This window comes from Actinomadura nitritigenes (genome assembly GCF_017573545.1).
Taxonomy (GTDB): domain Bacteria; phylum Actinomycetota; class Actinomycetes; order Streptosporangiales; family Streptosporangiaceae; genus Spirillospora; species Spirillospora nitritigenes.
The window spans coordinates 70,384-87,141 of sequence record NZ_JAGEOK010000022.1 but is presented as its reverse complement, the minus strand read 5'-3'; the positions used below and the strand labels follow the sequence as shown (position 1 = coordinate 87,141).

19 protein-coding genes are annotated in these 16,758 nt (G+C 74.3%); 15 read left to right on the top strand and 4 right to left on the bottom strand.

Going from position 1 to position 16,758, the window contains the following annotated elements:
* The first annotated feature begins 119 nt into the window (after positions 1–119).
* The 3 genes from J4557_RS30850 to J4557_RS30840 are packed head-to-tail and all read left to right on the top strand — an operon-like array spanning position 120 to position 2,577.
* Complete coding sequence (locus J4557_RS30850) at positions 120–1,025, top strand: ABC transporter ATP-binding protein (RefSeq protein ID WP_208270270.1); 906 nt, start codon at positions 120–122, stop codon at positions 1,023–1,025.
* Positions 1,022–1,798, top strand: coding sequence for an ABC transporter permease subunit (locus J4557_RS30845; RefSeq protein ID WP_208270269.1), 777 nt, complete (start codon positions 1,022–1,024; stop codon positions 1,796–1,798). The genes J4557_RS30850 and J4557_RS30845 overlap by 4 nt, the downstream gene beginning before the upstream one ends.
* A complete protein-coding gene (locus tag J4557_RS30840) occupies positions 1,798–2,577 on the top strand; it encodes an ABC transporter permease (protein WP_208270268.1) in 780 nt (259 codons plus the stop codon). Before J4557_RS30845 ends, J4557_RS30840 begins: the two co-directional genes overlap by 1 nt.
* A gap of 228 nt (positions 2,578–2,805) precedes the next feature.
* Here J4557_RS30840 and J4557_RS30835 read toward each other — a convergent pair whose 3' ends face one another.
* Together J4557_RS30835 and J4557_RS30830 are read right to left on the bottom strand one after the other, a co-directional pair.
* Complete coding sequence (locus J4557_RS30835) at positions 2,806–3,111, bottom strand: hypothetical protein (protein WP_190858431.1); 306 nt, start codon at positions 3,109–3,111, stop codon at positions 2,806–2,808.
* 137 nt (positions 3,112–3,248) lie between these two features.
* Positions 3,249–3,644 carry a PPOX class F420-dependent oxidoreductase gene (locus J4557_RS30830; protein ID WP_208270267.1) on the bottom strand — a complete coding sequence of 132 codons (396 nt, stop codon included), beginning with the start codon at positions 3,642–3,644 and terminating at the stop codon, positions 3,249–3,251.
* 610 nt (positions 3,645–4,254) lie between these two features.
* Here J4557_RS30830 and J4557_RS30825 point away from each other — a divergent pair.
* Complete coding sequence (locus J4557_RS30825) at positions 4,255–5,121, top strand: Sco1979 family transcriptional regulator (protein ID WP_208270342.1); 867 nt, start codon at positions 4,255–4,257, stop codon at positions 5,119–5,121.
* Positions 5,122–5,176: 55 nt separating this feature from the next.
* Here J4557_RS30825 and paaI read toward each other — a convergent pair whose 3' ends face one another.
* Positions 5,177–5,581: a hydroxyphenylacetyl-CoA thioesterase PaaI gene (gene paaI / locus J4557_RS30820; protein ID WP_208270341.1), complete on the bottom strand. Its 405-nt coding sequence runs from the start codon at positions 5,579–5,581 to the stop codon at positions 5,177–5,179.
* 160 nt (positions 5,582–5,741) lie between these two features.
* Here paaI and J4557_RS30815 point away from each other — a divergent pair, with 160 nt between their 5' ends.
* The 9 genes from J4557_RS30815 to J4557_RS30775 all read left to right on the top strand — a co-directional run bounded on the left by J4557_RS30815 (position 5,742) and on the right by J4557_RS30775 (position 14,365).
* On the top strand, positions 5,742–6,143 hold the full coding sequence (locus J4557_RS30815) for a nitroreductase family deazaflavin-dependent oxidoreductase (protein ID WP_208270266.1): 402 nt from the start codon (positions 5,742–5,744) through the stop codon (positions 6,141–6,143).
* Positions 6,144–6,278: 135 nt separating this feature from the next.
* The gene (locus J4557_RS30810) at positions 6,279–7,409 is read left to right on the top strand and encodes a phosphotransferase enzyme family protein (protein WP_307800306.1); all 1,131 of its coding nucleotides are present in this window, start codon (positions 6,279–6,281) and stop codon (positions 7,407–7,409) included.
* A 167-nt stretch (positions 7,410–7,576) separates the two neighbouring features.
* Positions 7,577–8,443, top strand: a complete 867-nt coding sequence (locus J4557_RS30805) for an NAD(P)-dependent oxidoreductase (RefSeq protein ID WP_208270265.1) — start codon at positions 7,577–7,579, stop codon at positions 8,441–8,443.
* A gap of 63 nt (positions 8,444–8,506) precedes the next feature.
* On the top strand, positions 8,507–8,896 hold the full coding sequence (locus tag J4557_RS30800; protein WP_208270264.1) for a VOC family protein: 390 nt from the start codon (positions 8,507–8,509) through the stop codon (positions 8,894–8,896).
* Positions 8,897–8,907: 11 nt separating this feature from the next.
* Positions 8,908–9,522, top strand: a complete 615-nt coding sequence (locus tag J4557_RS30795; RefSeq protein WP_208270263.1) for a class I SAM-dependent methyltransferase — start codon at positions 8,908–8,910, stop codon at positions 9,520–9,522.
* A gap of 68 nt (positions 9,523–9,590) precedes the next feature.
* A complete protein-coding gene (locus J4557_RS30790; protein ID WP_208270262.1) occupies positions 9,591–10,433 on the top strand; it encodes a serine/threonine-protein kinase in 843 nt (280 codons plus the stop codon).
* Positions 10,430–11,536 (top strand): hypothetical protein, encoded by a 1,107-nt coding sequence (locus J4557_RS30785; RefSeq protein WP_208270261.1) that lies wholly within the window; start codon positions 10,430–10,432, stop codon positions 11,534–11,536. The genes J4557_RS30790 and J4557_RS30785 overlap by 4 nt, the downstream gene beginning before the upstream one ends.
* Before the next feature lie 7 nt (positions 11,537–11,543).
* Positions 11,544–13,016, top strand: coding sequence for a hypothetical protein (locus J4557_RS30780; protein ID WP_208270260.1), 1,473 nt, complete (start codon positions 11,544–11,546; stop codon positions 13,014–13,016).
* On the top strand, positions 13,013–14,365 hold the full coding sequence (locus tag J4557_RS30775; protein ID WP_208270259.1) for an AAA family ATPase: 1,353 nt from the start codon (positions 13,013–13,015) through the stop codon (positions 14,363–14,365). Before J4557_RS30780 ends, J4557_RS30775 begins: the two co-directional genes overlap by 4 nt.
* Before the next feature lie 10 nt (positions 14,366–14,375).
* On the opposite strand, the gene J4557_RS30770 is transcribed toward J4557_RS30775, so the two are convergent.
* Positions 14,376–15,179, bottom strand: a complete 804-nt coding sequence (locus tag J4557_RS30770) for an ABC transporter ATP-binding protein (protein WP_243776599.1) — start codon at positions 15,177–15,179, stop codon at positions 14,376–14,378.
* 214 nt (positions 15,180–15,393) lie between these two features.
* Between J4557_RS30770 and J4557_RS30765 the strand changes: the two genes are divergently transcribed.
* On the top strand, positions 15,394–15,909 hold the full coding sequence (locus J4557_RS30765; RefSeq protein WP_208270257.1) for a hypothetical protein: 516 nt from the start codon (positions 15,394–15,396) through the stop codon (positions 15,907–15,909).
* 85 nt (positions 15,910–15,994) lie between these two features.
* A complete protein-coding gene (locus tag J4557_RS30760; protein ID WP_208270256.1) occupies positions 15,995–16,684 on the top strand; it encodes a hypothetical protein in 690 nt (229 codons plus the stop codon).
* Positions 16,685–16,758: the final 74 nt, after the last annotated feature.

Below are 16,758 nucleotides of genomic sequence, written 5' to 3'. Positions count from 1 at the left end.
GCCGGCGGACGTCAGACCTGGGTCCGATGCGGCGGCGCGGTCTCGGAGCACGGTCGGACTGACGGGTCCCGACCGGGTTCCGATGCGCCGGTGCGGCGTCCGGCGGGAGCGTTGACGGCATGATCGAAGTGAGGGAGCTGACCAAGCGCTACGGCGGGACCGTCGCCGTCGACCGCCTGTCGTTCCGGGTGCGCCCGGGGGCGGTGACGGGGTTCCTCGGCCCGAACGGCGCCGGGAAGTCGACGACGATGCGCGTGCTGCTGGGGCTGGACGCGCCGTCGTCGGGCGCGGCGCTGGTGAACGGCGGCCCGTACGCGGCGTTGCGGCGGCCGATGCACGAGGTGGGGGCGCTGCTGGACGCGGGGGCGGTGCACGGCGGCCGCCGCGCGTTCGACCATCTCGGGTGGCTGGCGCGCAGCAACGGGATCGGGACGCGGCGGGTGGCGGAGGTGCTGGAGCGGGTCGGCCTGGCGGGCGTCGCGCGCAAGCGGGTGGGCGGGTTCTCGCTCGGGATGCGGCAGCGGCTCGGGATCGCGGCGGCGCTGCTCGGCGACCCGGGCGTGCTGATGTTCGACGAGCCGGTGAACGGGCTGGACCCGGACGGGGTGCGGTGGATCCGCGAGCTGATGCGGGCTCTGGCCGCCGAGGGCCGGACGGTGCTGGTGTCCAGCCATCTGATGAGCGAGATGGAGCTGACCGCGGACCGGCTGGTCGTCATCGGGCGCGGCCGGCTGATCGCGGACACCTCGGTGCGGGAGCTGGCGGACCGGTTCGCGCGAGGGGTGCTGGTCCGGTCGCCGCGTCCGGAGGAGCTGGTCGGGGTGCTGTCGGCGGCGGGCGGCACGGTCGAGGCCGCGGCGGGCGGCGCCCTGTCGGTGGCGGGACTCGACGCGACGCAGATCGGTGACCGGGCCGCCGCGCACGGAATCCCGCTGTACGAGGTGACGCCCCGGAGCGCGTCGTTGGAGGAGGCGTACATGGAGCTGACGGCGGGCAGCACCGAGTTCGGGGCGGTGGGGTCGTGATCGACGCGCTGGCGGCGGAGTGGTGGAAACTGCGCTCGGTGCGTTCGACGTTCGCCGTGCTGGGCACGGTCGCGGCGTTCGCGCTGCTGTGCGTGGTGTGGTCGCTGTACGCGGCCCACTACTGGGACGGTCTGTCGCAGGCGCGGCGCGCGATGTTCAGGTCCGCGCCGCCGGAACAGCCGCTCGCGATCGCTCTGCCGGTCTGCGCGGTGCTGCTCGGGGCGCTGCCGGTCACGTCGGAGTACGCGTCCGGGATGATCCGGACGAGCCTGGCCGCGATCCCGCGCCGCCCGGTGCTGTTCTGCGCGAAGGCCGCGGTGCCGGGCGCGGCGATGTTCGCGGCCGCGCTGGCGAGCCTGGCCGTCGGGGTCGTGGCGGGCAAGGCGGCGGCGCACGGTCGTCCGATGCGCGGGTTCGACGCCTCGTTCCCCGACCACGTCCCGTACCTGCTGGCCATGGCGGTGACGACCGGGGCGATCACGCTCATGGCGACCGGGCTGGCGGCGGTGCTCCGCTCCACCGCGGGGACGATCACTGCCGGCATGGCGGTGCTGTTCGTGGTGCCGCCCGTCGCGAACCTGCTGCCGGATCCGTGGGGCGAGCGCGTCTGGGCGGTACTGCCCGGGAGCCTCGCCGGGCAGATGGCCTCGCCGCCGGGCGCCTCCCCCGCGCGGGACGGCCTGCCGCCCGCGGCCTCCGCCCTGCTCCTGGTCGCGTACGTGGTGGTCGCGCTGGGCGTCGGCGCCCGAGTGTTCGGACGGCGGGACGCGTGATGCTCGACGCCGTCGCCGCCGAATGGTGGAAGCTGCGTTCCGTCCGGTCGACCCGAGTGATCGTCGCGGTCGCCGCGGGGTTCGTCCTGTTCGTCGTGCTGCTGGCCGTCCAGCAGGCCCACGTCTGGGACGGCCTGGACCCCGCCCAACGCGCACGGTTCTTCCTGCGGCCGCTCCAAGAGTTGGGCGGCTGGGTCGCCCAGCTGTGCCTCGGCGTCCTGGGCGTGCTCGCGGTGACGTCGGAGTACCGCACCGGGATGGTGCGGACCAGTCTCGTAGCGGTGCCGTCCCGCCCCCGGTTCCTGGCGGCCAAGGCGTCGGTGGTGGCACTGACCGGACTCGCCGTGGGCGAGATGGTCACCATCGGGTGCTTCCTCGGCACCCGGCTCGCGGCGGGCGGCCGGGCGTTCCCCGACCAGCGCGCGTCCGTCTGGCACGACCTGCCGGGATTCGCGGTCTCGGGCGTCGCGGTGGCGGTGTTCGCCCTGCTCGGCCTGGCCCTCGGCGTGCTGCTGCGGTCGGCGGCCGGTGCGATCGTCGCCGTCGTCATGCTCTGGCATGTGGTCCCGCTGCTGGTCTACCACCTGCCGGAGCCGTGGAACGGGCGGCTCGGATCGGTGATGCTCCCGGGACTGCCCGCCGAGATCGCGGGCTGGAGCGCACGGCATTCCATCTACGGCGACCTGCTGTCGCCACCGGCGGCGGCAGCGGCCCTGCTGTCCTACGCGCTCGTCCCGATCGCGTTCGCCGGCTTGGTCCTCACCCGGCGGGACGCCTGAGACGACCGCCCCGCACGCGACGCGGTGGCGTTCTCGTGAACGCGGGCGTCTCGTGAACGCGGGCGTCTCGTGAACGCGGGCGTCTCGGGAACGCGTCGGCGTCTCGTCAACGCGTCGGCGTCGGGAACGGGTAGGCGTCTCGGGAGACGGGTGGGCGGCGGCGCCCGGTGGGTGCCGCCGCCCGTTCGCGGTCAGCGCGGGTCAGTCGCCCGACCGGAGGACGGTCGGTCAGCCCGCCCGGCGGTAGGACGCGCGGACCGCGAGCCGGTGCCGGAGCAGGCCGATGGCCTCCTCCAGGGTCGGCGCGGCGGCCTGCGCGCGGAGCTGCTGCCCGTCCAGCTCGGCGACGGCCCTGGCGAGGGCCGGCCTGGGCAGCGCCGGGTCGGCCACGATGCTCAGCGTGACCTGCACGGACGCGGCCCCGGTGCCGTCCAGCGCGGCGCGGACGGCACGCTCGGCCTCCGTGCGCTGGGCGTCCGTGACCTCGCCCGAGGTGAGAAACCGGACCTCCGGTCGCTCGAGGGTCGCGTTCATGGTTCCCCCAGGATGGATCTCGGTGATGTTCCGGGAAGTGCCGGGGCGCCGCGGGCGTCACCGCGGTGCGCGGCGCCCTCCCGTCAAGTGAACGCCGTCCCGGACCCGGAGATCGCCCGAAGGGGACGAGAGCTTGGTCACCCGCCCGGGCTGTAGAGGACCTGATCAGGCGTGATGCGGACGGTGAGGCGCACCTCACCCTCCTGGACGGGATAGGCGGCGTTCCCGGTGTACTTTTCGGAGAGCCCGTTGATGACGTCCACGGCGCCCTCCGTCTCCAGCCTCCCCTCGCCCGAGACGCTGACCCAGTGGAACGCGTCGTCGGGGTCGAGGACGCTGACCGACACGCGCGCGTCCTTGCTGAGGTGCCGCTCCTTGGCGCGCCCGACGGCGGTGTTGATGAGGACGTCGTCGCCGTCGAGGCCGACCCACACGACGGTGTTGTGCAGGGAGCCGTCCGGGCGGACGGTCGTGGCCCACCCCGGCAGCGGGCGGTTCAGCAGCTCCTTGGCCTCGTCGGACAGCTTGCTCATGGGTCCTCCTCATGGGACGGGTCGACGGGTGCCTTCCACGCTCGTCGGTCGCCAACCCCCGCGGTGCGCCGTCTGTTCCCGTCCCGCCGATATTCACCGAACGGGGTGACCGCCGTCATTTACGCGTCATACGACCACTCCGGAATACCGGCGCCGATTGGCGTGCACAAGACCGCGAAACGCCAGGCAATTCGTGTGCCGGCAGTGACTTCGCCGCTATGAAAATGACCTCCCGGTCAACGAGATCGTCACGCGTTCGCCACGTTCCGCACCCGGACCGCCACCGACGGCACTGGTCACGGGCCGTGGTCACGCTCCAAACCACCGATCGGGCCCGCCGGCCGCCGCCCCCGGTTCGATCCGCGGGCCGGGCGGGAGTATCCTCACCGGCGCCGATCGGCGCGCGGAGCGTCCAGCTCGACCGTTCTCACACGGATGAGCCGTTTTGCCGAAGACGCGCTTTTTCATACTTCCCAAAAACGTGCTTCGATCCTCTAACATAGGGCGGTGCCGTTCCGCCCCAGAACAGACCCGTCGACTGGCTGGTGACCCCTTGCCCCAGGATTCAGCCGCCCCCACGCCTCCGGCCGAGGGCGATCAGCCCGGCAGACTGATCGACTACCCGCGGCGTGGCGGGCCCACGGTCCTGCGCATCCTGCTCGGCGCCCAGCTGCGCCGGCTGCGGGAGGAGCGCGGCATCTCCACCGAGCAGGCGGGCTACGAGATCCGCGGCTCGCACTCCAAGATCAGCCGGATGGAGCTGGGGCGCGTCGGGTTCAAGGAGCGCGACGTCTCCGACCTGCTCACGCTGTACGGGGTGAACGACCCCGCCGAGCGGGCGCCGCTGCTGGAGCTGGCCAAGGAGGCCAACACCCCGGGCTGGTGGCACCGTTATGGCGATGTCCTGCCGAGCTGGTTCGAGGTCTACCTGGGGCTGGAGGAGGCCGCGTCGCTGCTGCGGACCTACGAGCTGCAGTTCGTGCCGGGCCTGCTGCAGACCGAGGACTACGCGCACGCCGTGGTGCGCCTCGGCTACTCCGACGCCTCCGACGAGGAGGTCGAGCGGCGCGTCCAGCTCCGCACGACCCGCCAGCGGCGGTTCACCTCGCCCGGCGCCCCGACGCTGTGGGCCGTCCTGGACGAGGCGGTCGTCCGCCGCCCGCTCGGCGGACGCGACGTGATGCGCCGGCAGCTCCAGCACCTCATCGCCATGTCGGAGCTGCCGAACGTCACGCTGCAGATCGTGCCGTTCGGAGCCGGGGGGCACGCGGCCGCCGGCGGCCCGTTCACCATCCTGCGGTTCGCCGAGCCGGGCCTGTCCGACGTGGTCTACCTGGAGCAGCTCACCAGCGCGCTGTACCTGGACAAGCCGACCGACGTCGACACCTACATGCGCGCGATGAACAACCTGTGCATCACCGCCGCGCGTCCCGATGACACCGGCCGGCTGCTCACCGGCATCCTGAAGGAACTCTGACCGCACGCCGGCGGAGGGCTCCGTCGCTCTCCGGCCGGGCGGCTCGGTCGCTGCTCTAGCGGGGCGGCTCCGCCTCGTCCAGCACGCTCTCCTTCCGGCTGCGGCTGCCGCCGCGGAACTCCGCGATGACGTCCCCGTCCGGGACGCGCCTGACCGTCACGTCGTAGACGCCGCTGCGCCCGTACCGGGTGCGTTCGACGGCCGTCGCCTCCAGCACGTCGCCGGCGCGCGCGGGCGCGACGAACACGACGTCGGCGGACGCGGCGACCGTGACGGCGCCGTGGGTGTTGCACGCGTAGGCGAACGCCGAGTCGGCCAGCAGGAACAGGTAGCCGCCATGGGCGATCCCGTGGCCGTTCACCATCGCCGGGGTGAGCGTCATGCGCAGCACCGCCCGTCCCGGCGCGATCCCGGTGATCTCCATCCCGAGGTCCTGCGCGACCTTGTCGTCCGCGTACATCGTCTCGGCGCATCGCCGCGCCAGCTCCACCGGGTCGCTCACCGTCCCCAGCGTAATGAGCGTCGGGGCTTTGGGCCCCCGCCATGGGGAAGGTCATGAAGGGTTCGGGGGTTCACCTAGGCGGCCGCGGTACGGCCGGAACCTGATGGAGGAGGACTTGATGCTGTACGGCAAGGAGCACGTCGCGCGTTACCAGGAGACCGACGGCGCGGAGGGGCACGAGTGGCAGGGGACGGTCACGCTGCTGCTCACGACGAAGGGACGGCGCAGCGGCAAGGAGTACACGACGCCGCTCATCTACCAGCCCGAGGGGGACGCCTACCTGATCGTGGCGTCCAAGGGCGGCGCGGACGAGCCGCCGGAGTGGTACCTGAACCTGGAGGCGGACCCCGAGGTGAAGGTACAGGTGAAGGGCGACCGGTTCACCGCGCGGGCGCGCACCGCGACGGCGCAGGAGAAGCCCGCGTTCTGGAAGAAGATGGCGGCGACGTGGCCCGCCTACGACGAGTACCAGCAGAAGACGGACCGCGAGATCCCCGTGGTCGTCCTCGAGCGGGTCTGAGGTCGGGGGCGCGCCGGGCGCGGGCGCGAACCGCCCGGCCCGGCCGGTTCCCTTTCGCCGGAGCGCCGGGGCGTGTAGCGTCGGGTGGGAACATCCGTTCGACCGTCGTCCGTCCGAGGCCGCCGAGGTGCGAAGGTGCCGACGTCTCCCAGCGCTGATGAGCACGGCTCCGAAAAGCGCGGCGCCGCCATGCTCGGCGCCGGCGACCCCGCCACCGGCGAGAACGGCGCGGACGAGGGTCCGCCGCCCCGGCTGCTGAAACGCTGGGGGTTCGACGCGGCGCGGGCGCCCGAGGCCCTGGACGGCGCGTCCGGCCGGCGGTGCTGGCGGGTCGGCACGTCCGGCGGCCCGTTCCTCCTCAAGGAGTACGCCCCGCCCGAGCGGAAGCGCGTGCTCTTCCAGCACGAGGTGACGGGTGCGCTCGACGCCGCGGGGCTCCCCGTGCTCGCACCGCTGCCGGCGAAGTCCGGCCGCACGCTCGTCACCGCCTCGGGGCGCGCCTACGCGCTGTACCCGTGGGTCGCCGGACGGCGGCGCGGCGGCCTGGAGCTGACCTTCCGGCAGTGCGAGGAGCTCGGCGAACTGCTCGGCCGGCTGCACGCGGAGCTGGAGCGGATCACGCCGCCCGTGCAGCAGAGCCTGCTCGTGCCGACGCCGCGCGCCGCGGACGCGGCGGCCGCCGTCGAGGCCATGCTGGAGGCCGTGCCGGAGGGCGGCGGCACCGACTTCGACGCGCTGACCGGGCGCAGGCTGCGGGAGCGGCGGGCGCTGCTCGCCGAGTTCGCCGGGCACCAGCCGCCGGAGATCGAGGTCAGCACGGTCGGGCACCTGCACGGCGCGTTCCACGCGGGCCATCTGCGGTACGCGGGCGCGGGCAACGTCACGGCGGTGCTCGGCTGGGACGCGCTGACCACGGGTCCCGTCGCGGGCGAGGTCGTGCGGGCGGCGGCGCGGCTGTTCGCCTGCGAGGACGAGCGCGGCCTCGACCTGGACCGGGTGCAGGCGTTCGTGCGGGGACACCGCGCCGCGTTCCCGCTGGACGCGGGGCAGATCCAGTCCGCGGTGCACCGCGAGTGGTGGGAACGGCTCTGCGACGTGGCACCGCTGCGGCACCGCTACCTGGGCGAGGAGGGCGCGGGCGAGCGGGGCGCGGCCGGGCTCGTGTCCTGGTGGTCGGCGCAGTTGGAGCGCACGCTCGAGGTCTTCGCGGCGCCGTACACCGACGCCTTCGCCGAAGCGCCGGACGGCAGCCCCGCCTACGGCTGACCCCTCCCCCGCCGCGCCCGCCGGGTCGGGGGCGCGCGAAAGGGCCGTGCCGCACCGCGATGGGCGGCCGCGGGCGGGTAGGGGACATCCCGGGATGCGCGACGCGCGGCCGTGTGCCAGGCTTGTCCCGCACCATTATGTATCGATCAGTCCAAAAGGAGCCGGAGATGACGCAGATCGCAATGCTCGGCACCGGGATCATGGGCGCCGCGATGGCCCGGAACCTGCTGAAGAACGGCCACGGGGTCGCCGCCTGGAACCGCACCCGGGAGCGCGCCGAGCCGCTCGCCGCCGATGGCGCCGCCGTCGCGGGCTCGCCCGCCGAGGCCGCCGAGGGCGCCGACGTCGTCATGACGATGCTGAACGACGGCGACACCGCGCTGGCCGTGATGGGCGACGCCGCGCCCGCGCTGCGGAACGGGCAGATCTGGGCGCAGATGGGCACGGTCGGCGTCGACGACGTCCCGCGGCTCGCCGCGTTCGCCGCCGAGCACGGCGCGGCCTTCGTGGACTCCCCCGTGCAGGGCACGAAGCAGCCCGCCGAACAGGGCAAGCTGATGGTCCTGGCGGCCGGCCCGCAGGACGCGCGGACGGTCCTCGACCCGGTGTTCGGCGCGATCGGCAGCCGGACGCTCTGGATCGACGAGGACGGCGCGAGCGGCGCCGGCACCCGGCTGAAGCTCGCCGCGGTGAGCTACGCCATCTCCCTCACCTCCGTCATCGCCGAGTCCGTCGCGCTGACCAAGGGGCTCGGGCTCGACCCGGCGCTGCTCGGCGAGGTCCTCACCGGCGGCCCGCTCGACAACGCCTACCTGCAGATCAAGATGAAGGCGATGCTCGCCGACGACTACGCGACGAGCTTCGCCGTCCGCAACGCCGAGAAGAACACCCGGCTGATCCACGACGCGGCCGCGTCGGCGGGCGTCCGCGTCGACGTCAACGACGCGGCGGGCGACCGGTTCCGCCGCGTGATCGACCAGGGCCACGGCGACGAGGACATGGCCGCGACCTACCGGGCGAGCTTCGGCGGCTGATCCGTCCGGTCCCGTGGGCGTGGCGGTGCGCCGCGGAGGCGGGAGCGGGGCGAGGATGGGCGCATGGAGGTTCTGAGCAGCCGCATCCTGCTGCGCCCGCCCGATCTGGAGCGCAGCCGGCGGTTCTACCGCGACGTGCTGGGGCTCGCGGTGTACCGCGAGTTCGGGCCGCCGGACTCCCCCGGCGTCGTGTTCTTCCTCGGGCCCGGTTTCCTGGAGGTGTCGGGGCACGGGCCGGGCGGCGCCGGCCCGTCCCCCATGATCTGGCTGCAGGTCCGCGACGTCCGGGCCGAGCACGGCCGGCTCGCGGCGGCCGGGGCGCGCGTCGTCCGCGAGCCGCGCGAGGAGCCGTGGGGCCTGGTGGAGATGTGGATCGAGGACCCGGACGGTGTGAAGATCGTCATCGTGGAGGTCCCGGAGGGGCATCCGCTGCGACGCGACCCGCGATCCTGAACGAGGCTGCGATGACCGAGACGCCCGCGGAGTACTGGAACCACAACACCCACTACCACGGCCTCGTCCTGCGCAACGTGCCGCGCGGCTGCGGCGAGGCGCTCGACGTCGGCAGCGGCGACGGGCTGCTCGCGCGCCGGCTCGCGCCGCGCGCCCGCCACGTCACCGGGCTCGACCGGTCGGCGGAGATGGTCGTCAAGGCGAAGAGGCTGAGCGAGGGGGTCGGGAACGTCGACTTCGTCGAGGCCGGGCTGCTGGAGTACGACCTCCCGGAGCGGTACTACGACTTCGTGTGCTGCGTCGCCGCGATCCACCACATGGACTTCGCCGCGGGCATGGCGGCGATGCGCGACGCGGTCCGGCCGGGCGGCGTGCTGGTGGTGCTCGGCCTCGCCGCCAACGCGGGGCCGAAGGACTTCCTGTACGGGGTGGCGGGCGTGCCCGGACACCTCCTGCACCGCCGGCTCCTCAAGCGCAGGATCGCGGGTGAGCCGGGTGCGCCGCTCGCCGATCCCGACATGACCTGGGGCGAGGTACGGAACGAGGCGCTGCGGCTGCTGCCGGGCGCGGTGTTCCGCCGGCATCTGCTCTGGCGGTACTCCGTCGTGTGGCACCGGCCGCGCTGATCCGGATCGGCCGCCGCCAAAGCTGGAAAACGCTGGAAGTGTCTGGAAGCTCCTGTACTGTCTGCCGCATGCCCCCGTCCCCCGGCATACCGGCCCCCGACGCGCTGGAGGCGCGCATCGCGGAGCTGCGCGCCGGCGTGCGCCGCGCGATGGCGACCGGCGACCGGCGGACGGCCCGCGCGCTGCGCGCCGACCTGCGCCGCGCCGAGCAGGAGTGGGACACCGCCGTCCTCGGCGACGCCGGCGAGCCGGAGGAGCCCGAGCCCGCCGCGAGCGAGGGGCGCCGCGGGCTGCTGCCCGTCCGCGACCAGGTCCACCAGGCGCTGACGCTGCTCGGGGTGCCCGCCGCGCCCAAGCTGATCGGGTCGGTGTACGCGGCGTTCTTCCCCGGCGAGATCCCCGGGACGCGGCTGACGAGCCTGCGCCGCGACGAGGAGCGCTCGTTCCGGACCGCGCCGTACGCGCGGCCCTACTACCTGTGCGCCGCGCTGACCGCCGACCTGCTCGCCCCCGCGCGCGGGCTGCTCACGGTGAGCACCTGGCCGCTGGAGCAGCGCATCGTCGGGCCGCTCAGCCCGCGCACCGACTTCCTCGCCTCCGCGATCCGCCTCGCCGAGCACGCCGGGCGCACGGCGCCCTCACCGGACGCGCAGCGGCTGCTGTGGCGGTTCGCCTCCAACATTCCCGGTGCGGTCACCGGTACGGTCGGTACAGTCGATCCGGCCGTGCTCGCCGAGGCCGCCCGGGCCGAGCTGGACGTGCACCGGGAGCCCGACCGGCGGCGCCGCGCGTCGGCCGCCGGGCGCGCCCGGGCCCAGCTCGACGACGCGGAACGGCTGTTCGGCAGCCGGCTGCGGGCCCTGCAGGATTCCGCACGGCGACGTGCCAGCTCTGGAGAAACGGACCGATGACCGAGACCGCGCCGGAACTGGACCGGCTGCGCGGAAGCGCTCCGCCGCGCAACCACGACGCCCGCACGATCGCGGCGCTGACCGCCAATCCCGGATGCGCCCGCCGCGGGCTGATGGACGCGGCGGGCGTCGACAAGGACGCGGTGGCGCGCGCGCTCGGGTTCCCGTCCCCGTTCGGCCAGTCGCAGTTCGCGATCACGCGCGGCAACACGTTCGAGGCGCAGGTGAAGGCCGACGGGTGCGCGGAGCTGCTGACGCTGCTGCGCGACCGGATGGGCCTGGCGGTGTCCGAGGTCGCCTACGACGACCTGGAGGTCGTCGCGGGGAACGAGGGGCGGGAGCTGCGGCACACCCGCACCCGGCGGCTGCTCGCCCAGGCGCTCGACACCGGCGAGGGCACGCTGTTCGACCATCCGCTGCTGCGGCTGGAGATCGGCGGGCAGCTCGCCTACCTGGAGCCGGACGTCATCGCCTTCCAGATCGAGGGCCGGCTGCACGTCATCGAGGTCAAGTCGTTCGCGGTGGTGGACGGGCAGGCCGAGCCCGAGCAGGTCGCGGCGGCGGCGCGGCAGTCGGCGGTGTACGTGCTGGCGCTGCGCCGGCTGGTCGCCGAACTCGGGCACGACCCGGGGCGGGTGTCGCACGAGGTGTTCCTGGTGTGCCCGGAGAACTTCTCCAACCGGCCGTCGGCGACGCCGCTGGACGTCCGCCCGCAGCTGGCCGTGCTGGAGCGGCAGCTGGCGCGCCTCACCCGCGTCGACCGGATCCTGGACGCGCTGCCCGGCGACCTGACGTTCGAGCCCGGCGAGCGTCTCGCCGACTCCGTCCGCACGGTGGAGGCGCGCTACGCGCCCGAGTGCATGGCGGGCTGCGAGATGGCGTTCTTCTGCCGCGACGAGGCGCGCGCCTGCGGGGCGACGGGGGCGCTCGGCCGGTCCGTGCGCGACGACCTCGGCGGCCTCGACACGATCGGCACGGCGCTGGGCCTCGCCGACGGGTCGCTCAGCCCGTCGGACGACCTCGTGGAGACGGCCGAGCAGCTGCGCGCGGCGGCCCGGCTGCGCGCCGAGGCCCTCGGCACCGGCCGCAGGGGCATCGCGTGACGGCCCGATGAGCGCGCTGAGCTCGCTGGCGCGCCTGGAGGCGGTGCAGGCCGGGATCGCGCAGCCGCTGGCGACGGTGCGGCACGTCCACGTGTCGGACATGCCGCTGGTGCTGATCCCGTTGAAGCTCGCGGGCGAGGCGGCGGCGCCGCTGGCGGTCATGCTCGGGTCGGCGGCGGACGATCCGTCGCTGCTGGTGGTGCCGCAGCCGCGCAACCGCGACCTGCGGTTCGCGTTCGCGGCGGAGCTGGCCAAGCTCGTGCTGAACCACATCGAGACGAGCCGCGGCGAGGTGGAGGCGCTGCCGCCCGGCAAGGAGGGCGACGAGCGGATCCGGTACGGGAACGCGCCGCAGCTGCTCGTGCCGAACCGCGGCGGTGTCGCGTTCCTGCGGCTGCTGGGCCGGTCGACGCGGTTCCGCAGCACCGAGGGCCCGTACGCGGTCGACCCGGCGGTGCCGGTGCTCGGCCGGTGGCTGACGTGGTTCGCCGACCGGCACGACCATCCGGGGTCGTCGCTGCTGCGCGCGATGACGGAGGTGCTGCGGCTGCACTGGGCGACGGGGCAGAGCTCGGTGGAGGACGGCAACCTCGCCGCGCTGATGGGGTGGATCGACCCGCCGGACGGGCTGGACGGCCCCGCCGCGGCCGCGCGCGCCGAGGACCCGGTGACCTGCCCGCCCGCGGGGCCCGCGACCGACCCGACGTTCGACAACGAGGTGCTCGCCCCGGCGATCGCCGCCTACGACCGGTCGGGCGGCGACCCGCGTACCGGCGACCGGCTCCGCACGCTCATCGCGGGGCAGATCGCCCCGACGTGGGACCTGATGTGGCGGGCGGTCGGCCTGCTGCGCGCGATGCCGGAGGGCGCGAGCGTCCCGCGCCGCTGGGAGCGCGACCGGGACGCCTTCACCTATTACCACCAGACGTTCGGCGAGGCGTATCCTCAGGCGCGCCGCGACCCGCCCGTCCGGGCGGCGCGGCGGCTGCACGATCTCGAACGCGCCCAGGACGCCTACGAGGCGCAGCGCGCGTTCGACGACCCCCTGGTCATGGCCGAGCACCGGCTGGCCGGGCAGGCGTTCGGCGGGCCGGTCACCGAGTGCGACCCGGCTCGGCTGGACGAGACGGGCAAACGGCCGAAGCTGCGTCCGCTGCTGCGGGTCCGCACCGAGGACCCCGTGCGGCTCGACATCGGGTCGACCGTGTGCAACGCGGCGCGCCCGGCGCTGAAGGGGAGGATCGTGGAGATCGGCGACGGCGGCGTGCTGCTGGAGCTGACCGGCGGGATGGGCCGCAAGCTCACCCCGGAGCCCGGCGCCGTCCCCGCGGTCGGCGACCGGGTGTGCTTCACCTCGCTCACGGAGGGCTCGTTCGGGGCCGCGAAGTTCCCCGACCGGGAGGACACGCCGTGGACCCACGGCGGGCCACCCGAGGAGTACGTGCCGACCGACGAGGACGCCGAAGAGGACTGGTCATGACCGAACGCCATCTGGTCGCGCTGGCCGGGCCGGAGCCGTCTCCCGGCCTCGACCCCGGCGAGGCCGCGACGCGGGCCGTCGACGGGGTGCTCGCCGACCTCGGCGGGGGGCACCGCGGCGTGGTGGTCGACTCGCCGCCCGGAGCGGGGAAGTCGACGCTGGTCGTCCGCGCGGCCGCGCACCTCGCCGAGGCGGGCGAGCGGCTGATGATCGTCGCGCAGACCAACGAGCAGGTCGACGACCTCATCGAGCGGATCGCGACGAAGCATCCGCAGCTGACGCTCGGCCGGCTGTCGGCGTCCGGGTACCTGCCGTCCGAGCGGGTGCTGGCGCATCCGTCGGTGCGGGTCGCGCAGAAGGCCGACGACCTCGCCGAGCACACCGTCGTCATCGCCACCGCCGCGAAGTGGGCGACGCTGTCCGACGGGTCGTGGCCGTGGGCGATCGTCGACGAGGCGTACCAGATGCGCTCCGACATGCTGCTGCGCATCGCCGGCCGGTTCGAGCGCGCCCTGTTCGTGGGCGACCCCGGGCAGCTCGACCCGTTCTCCACCGTCGAGGTCGAGCGCTGGGCCGGGCTGTCCTGGGACCCGATGCGCAGCGCCGTCTCGGTCCTGCTCGCGCACAACCCCGACCTGCCCGTCCACCGGCTGCCGGTGTCGTGGCGGCTCCCCGCGTCCGCCGCGCCCGTCGTGTCCGACGCGTTCTACCCGTTCACGGGCTTCCGCGCCGGGACGGACGACGGCGACCGGCGGCTGGAGTACGGGGCGCGCGGCATGAGCACCACCTACGACCACGCGCTGGAGGAGGCCGCGGCGACCGGCTGGGCGCTCTACGAGCTGCCCGCCCGCCACACGCTGCGCACCGACGCCGAGGCCGTCCGCGCGACGGCCACGCTCGCCGTCCGGCTGCTGCAGCGCGGCCCCGTCGCGCACTCCGAGCTCGGCTCCAAGCCCGTGGACGCGACCCGCGTCGCGATCGGCGCCGCCCACCGCGACCAGGTCACCGCGATCCGCGCGGCGCTCGGCGAGCACGGCACCGGTATCACCGTCGACACCGCCAACCGGCTGCAGGGCCGCGAGTACGACGTGACGGTCATGCTGCACCCGCTGTCGGGCCGCCGCGACGCCACCGCGTTCCACCTGGAGTCGGGACGGCTGTGCGTCCTGACGTCGCGGCACCGGCACGCGTGCGTCGTGGTGGCGCGGGCGGGCATCCCCGAGCTGCTGGACGCCCACCCGTCCACCGAGCCCGTCCACCTGGGCGTGCCGGTCAAGTTCCCGGACGGGTGGGAGGCGAACCAGTCGATCCTCGCCCACCTGGCCCGGCACCGGGTCGCCGCGGACTGAGGGCCGGCGGCTACGCGGGCCCGGCGGTGGCGGCCCAGCGGCCGTTGTGCCGGGTGATCGTGATCGGGTGGTCGAAGCAGGCGCTGACCAGCTCGGTCGTCAGCACCTCGTCCGCCGGCCCCGACGCCAGGACGCGGCCCTCGCGCAGCAGCAGCGCGTGGCTGGTGCTGGTCGGCAGCTCCTCCAGGTGGTGCGTGACCAGCACGGTCGTCAGGTCCGGGCGCTCGCCTCGCAGCTGGTCGATGCTCGCCAGCAGCCGTTCGCGCGCCGCGACGTCCAGGCCCGTGGCGGGCTCGTCGAGCAGCAGCAGCGGCGGGTCCGGCATCAGCGCCCGCGCGATCAGCGCCCGGCCCCGCTCCCCCTGCGACAGGTTCGGCCAGCGGGCGTCGGTGCGCGCCGTCAGCCCCATCAGCGCGATGAGCTCGTCCGCGCGGCGCAGGTCGTCCTCGGTCGGCGTCCAGCGCGGGACCAGCTCGATGGTGCCCGTCACGCCGGTCAGCACGATCTCCCGGACGGTCCGCGCCGACTCCAGCGGGTGCCGCGGGTTCACCTGGCCGATCAGCTTCCGCAGCTCCTGCACGTCCACCCGGCCGAGCCGGCGGCCGAGGATCTCCGCGCCGCCGCGCGTCGGGTGCGTGTAGGCGCCGAGGATGCCGAGCAGCGTGCTCTTCCCGGCGCCGTTCGGCCCGATCAGCGCCCAGTGCTCGCCGCGCAGCACCGTCAGGGCGACCTGGTCGAGCAGCGGCCGCCGGTCCCGGACGAGGTCGATCTTGTCGGCGTTGAGCACGATGTCGGTCGGGGCGGGAAGGGACAAGGGGGACCCCTTTCGAAGGCTCGGTGGGACGGGCTCGCGGACGGAGCCCCGGGACATGCGAGGAGGCGCGCGGGGTATGCGTCCGGAACACCGGGCCGGGATCGCCGGAGCGGCGGGAAGATCCTCAACGTACCCGAACGATCGCGCCGCCGGGTACGAGGGAGCCCTCCGGCCGGATACTGTGAGAGCCGTGCCTCAGCGATCAGGGAGGGACATGGAGGAGATCGGCTTCATGTGCGCCCGCTGCGGCGGCGAGGTGCACGACGTCACCCACAACCGCGAGGGCTCGCTGGACGGGGTGGGATACCGGCACAACCGCCGGGTGGAGCCGTGGGACCACGATCTGGAACTCGCCGTCGGCGAACCGTCGCCCGGCGAGCCCGCGTGCGACTTCTGCGGCGCCGACGGGCCGACGTGGCTGTACTACCCCACGCTCGACCCCGAGGACACCGACATGTTCGAGGTCGAGCTGGACACCACGCACCTGTCCGACGACGACACCGCCGTCGCCGTGCTGAACATGCTCTACTCCTGGTACGCCTGCGACACCTGCTCGGTCCTGGTCGCCGACCGCAAGGTCGAGGTGCTCATCTCCCGCGCCCTGGAGCGCACCCCCGTGCCCGACGACGTCGACATCGACGAGGACACCGTCCGGGCCCGCCTGCGCGGCTCCCTCTCGGTGTTCTTCACCACCCGCCCGGGCCGCCCCCAGCCGTCGCGCGCGGTCTAGAGCAGGGGCGACGGCCCGGCATGTCGGTGCCGCTCATTATGATCGGTGCCGTTTTCGTGCGGCGGATGTGATTGCGGGGGACCCAGTGATCATCGATAGGCGGTTCCACGGCCCGGACGGGTCGGGCAACGGGGGGTACACGGCGGGGCTGCTGGCGGGGCGGGTGCCGATCGACACGGTGACGGTGACGCTGCGGCAGCCGCCACCGCTGGAGACCGAGCTGACGGTCACCGTGGAGGACGAGCGCGGGCACAGCGTGCGGATGTGGGACGGGGAGACGCTCGTCGCGGAGGCCCTCGCGGGGGCGATCGTGGTGCCGCCGGTGCCGCCGGTCCCGTTCGAGGAGGCGCGGCGGGCGGCCGAGAAGTTCCGGACGATCGAGAACCATCCGTTCCCGCGCTGCTTCGTGTGCGGGCCGGAGCGCGAGCCCGGCGACGGGCTCCGGCTGGAGCCCGGGCAGGTCGCCGACGGCACCGTCGCGGCGCCGTGGGTGCCCGACCGGGTGCCGGAGCGGACGCTGGTGTGGGCGGCGCTGGACTGCCCCGGCGGCTGGTCGTTCGACGTGGCGGGCCGTCCGGCCGTGCTCGGCACGATGACCGCGCAGGTCACCGACGTGCCCGAGGCCGGCGAGGAGTGCGTGGTGATGGGCCTGGCGCGCAGCCGGGAGGGCCGCAAGATGCATGCGGCGACCGCGCTGTACGGCGCCGACGGGCGGCTGCTCGGCCGCGCCGAGCAGATCTGGATCGAGATCGACCCGGAGCGGTTCGGACGGTGACCCCGCGGGGGCGGCGGACCGCTGATCCGGAACCGCCGCCCGCCGGACCGTCTCCACATGACCGCCGGAAATAT

What these genes read in the sequence shown, in the direction of transcription:
- J4557_RS30850 (WP_208270270.1), top strand. Translation starts at nt 120, where the DNA reads ATGATCGAAGTGAGGGAGCTGACCAAGCGCTACGGCGGGACCGTCGCC.
- J4557_RS30840 (WP_208270268.1), top strand. Translation starts at nt 1,798, where the DNA reads ATGCTCGACGCCGTCGCCGCCGAATGGTGGAAGCTGCGTTCCGTCCGG.
- J4557_RS30835 (WP_190858431.1), bottom strand. Translation starts at nt 3,111, where the DNA reads ATGAACGCGACCCTCGAGCGACCGGAGGTCCGGTTTCTCACCTCGGGC.
- J4557_RS30830 (WP_208270267.1), bottom strand. Translation starts at nt 3,644, where the DNA reads ATGAGCAAGCTGTCCGACGAGGCCAAGGAGCTGCTGAACCGCCCGCTG.
- paaI (WP_208270341.1), bottom strand. Translation starts at nt 5,581, where the DNA reads ATGTACGCGGACGACAAGGTCGCGCAGGACCTCGGGATGGAGATCACC.
- J4557_RS30815 (WP_208270266.1), top strand. Translation starts at nt 5,742, where the DNA reads ATGCTGTACGGCAAGGAGCACGTCGCGCGTTACCAGGAGACCGACGGC.
- J4557_RS30805 (WP_208270265.1), top strand. Translation starts at nt 7,577, where the DNA reads ATGACGCAGATCGCAATGCTCGGCACCGGGATCATGGGCGCCGCGATG.
- J4557_RS30800 (WP_208270264.1), top strand. Translation starts at nt 8,507, where the DNA reads ATGGAGGTTCTGAGCAGCCGCATCCTGCTGCGCCCGCCCGATCTGGAG.
- J4557_RS30795 (WP_208270263.1), top strand. Translation starts at nt 8,908, where the DNA reads ATGACCGAGACGCCCGCGGAGTACTGGAACCACAACACCCACTACCAC.
- J4557_RS30790 (WP_208270262.1), top strand. Translation starts at nt 9,591, where the DNA reads ATGCCCCCGTCCCCCGGCATACCGGCCCCCGACGCGCTGGAGGCGCGC.
- J4557_RS30785 (WP_208270261.1), top strand. Translation starts at nt 10,430, where the DNA reads ATGACCGAGACCGCGCCGGAACTGGACCGGCTGCGCGGAAGCGCTCCG.
- J4557_RS30780 (WP_208270260.1), top strand. Translation starts at nt 11,544, where the DNA reads ATGAGCGCGCTGAGCTCGCTGGCGCGCCTGGAGGCGGTGCAGGCCGGG.
- J4557_RS30775 (WP_208270259.1), top strand. Translation starts at nt 13,013, where the DNA reads ATGACCGAACGCCATCTGGTCGCGCTGGCCGGGCCGGAGCCGTCTCCC.
- J4557_RS30765 (WP_208270257.1), top strand. Translation starts at nt 15,394, where the DNA reads ATGGAGGAGATCGGCTTCATGTGCGCCCGCTGCGGCGGCGAGGTGCAC.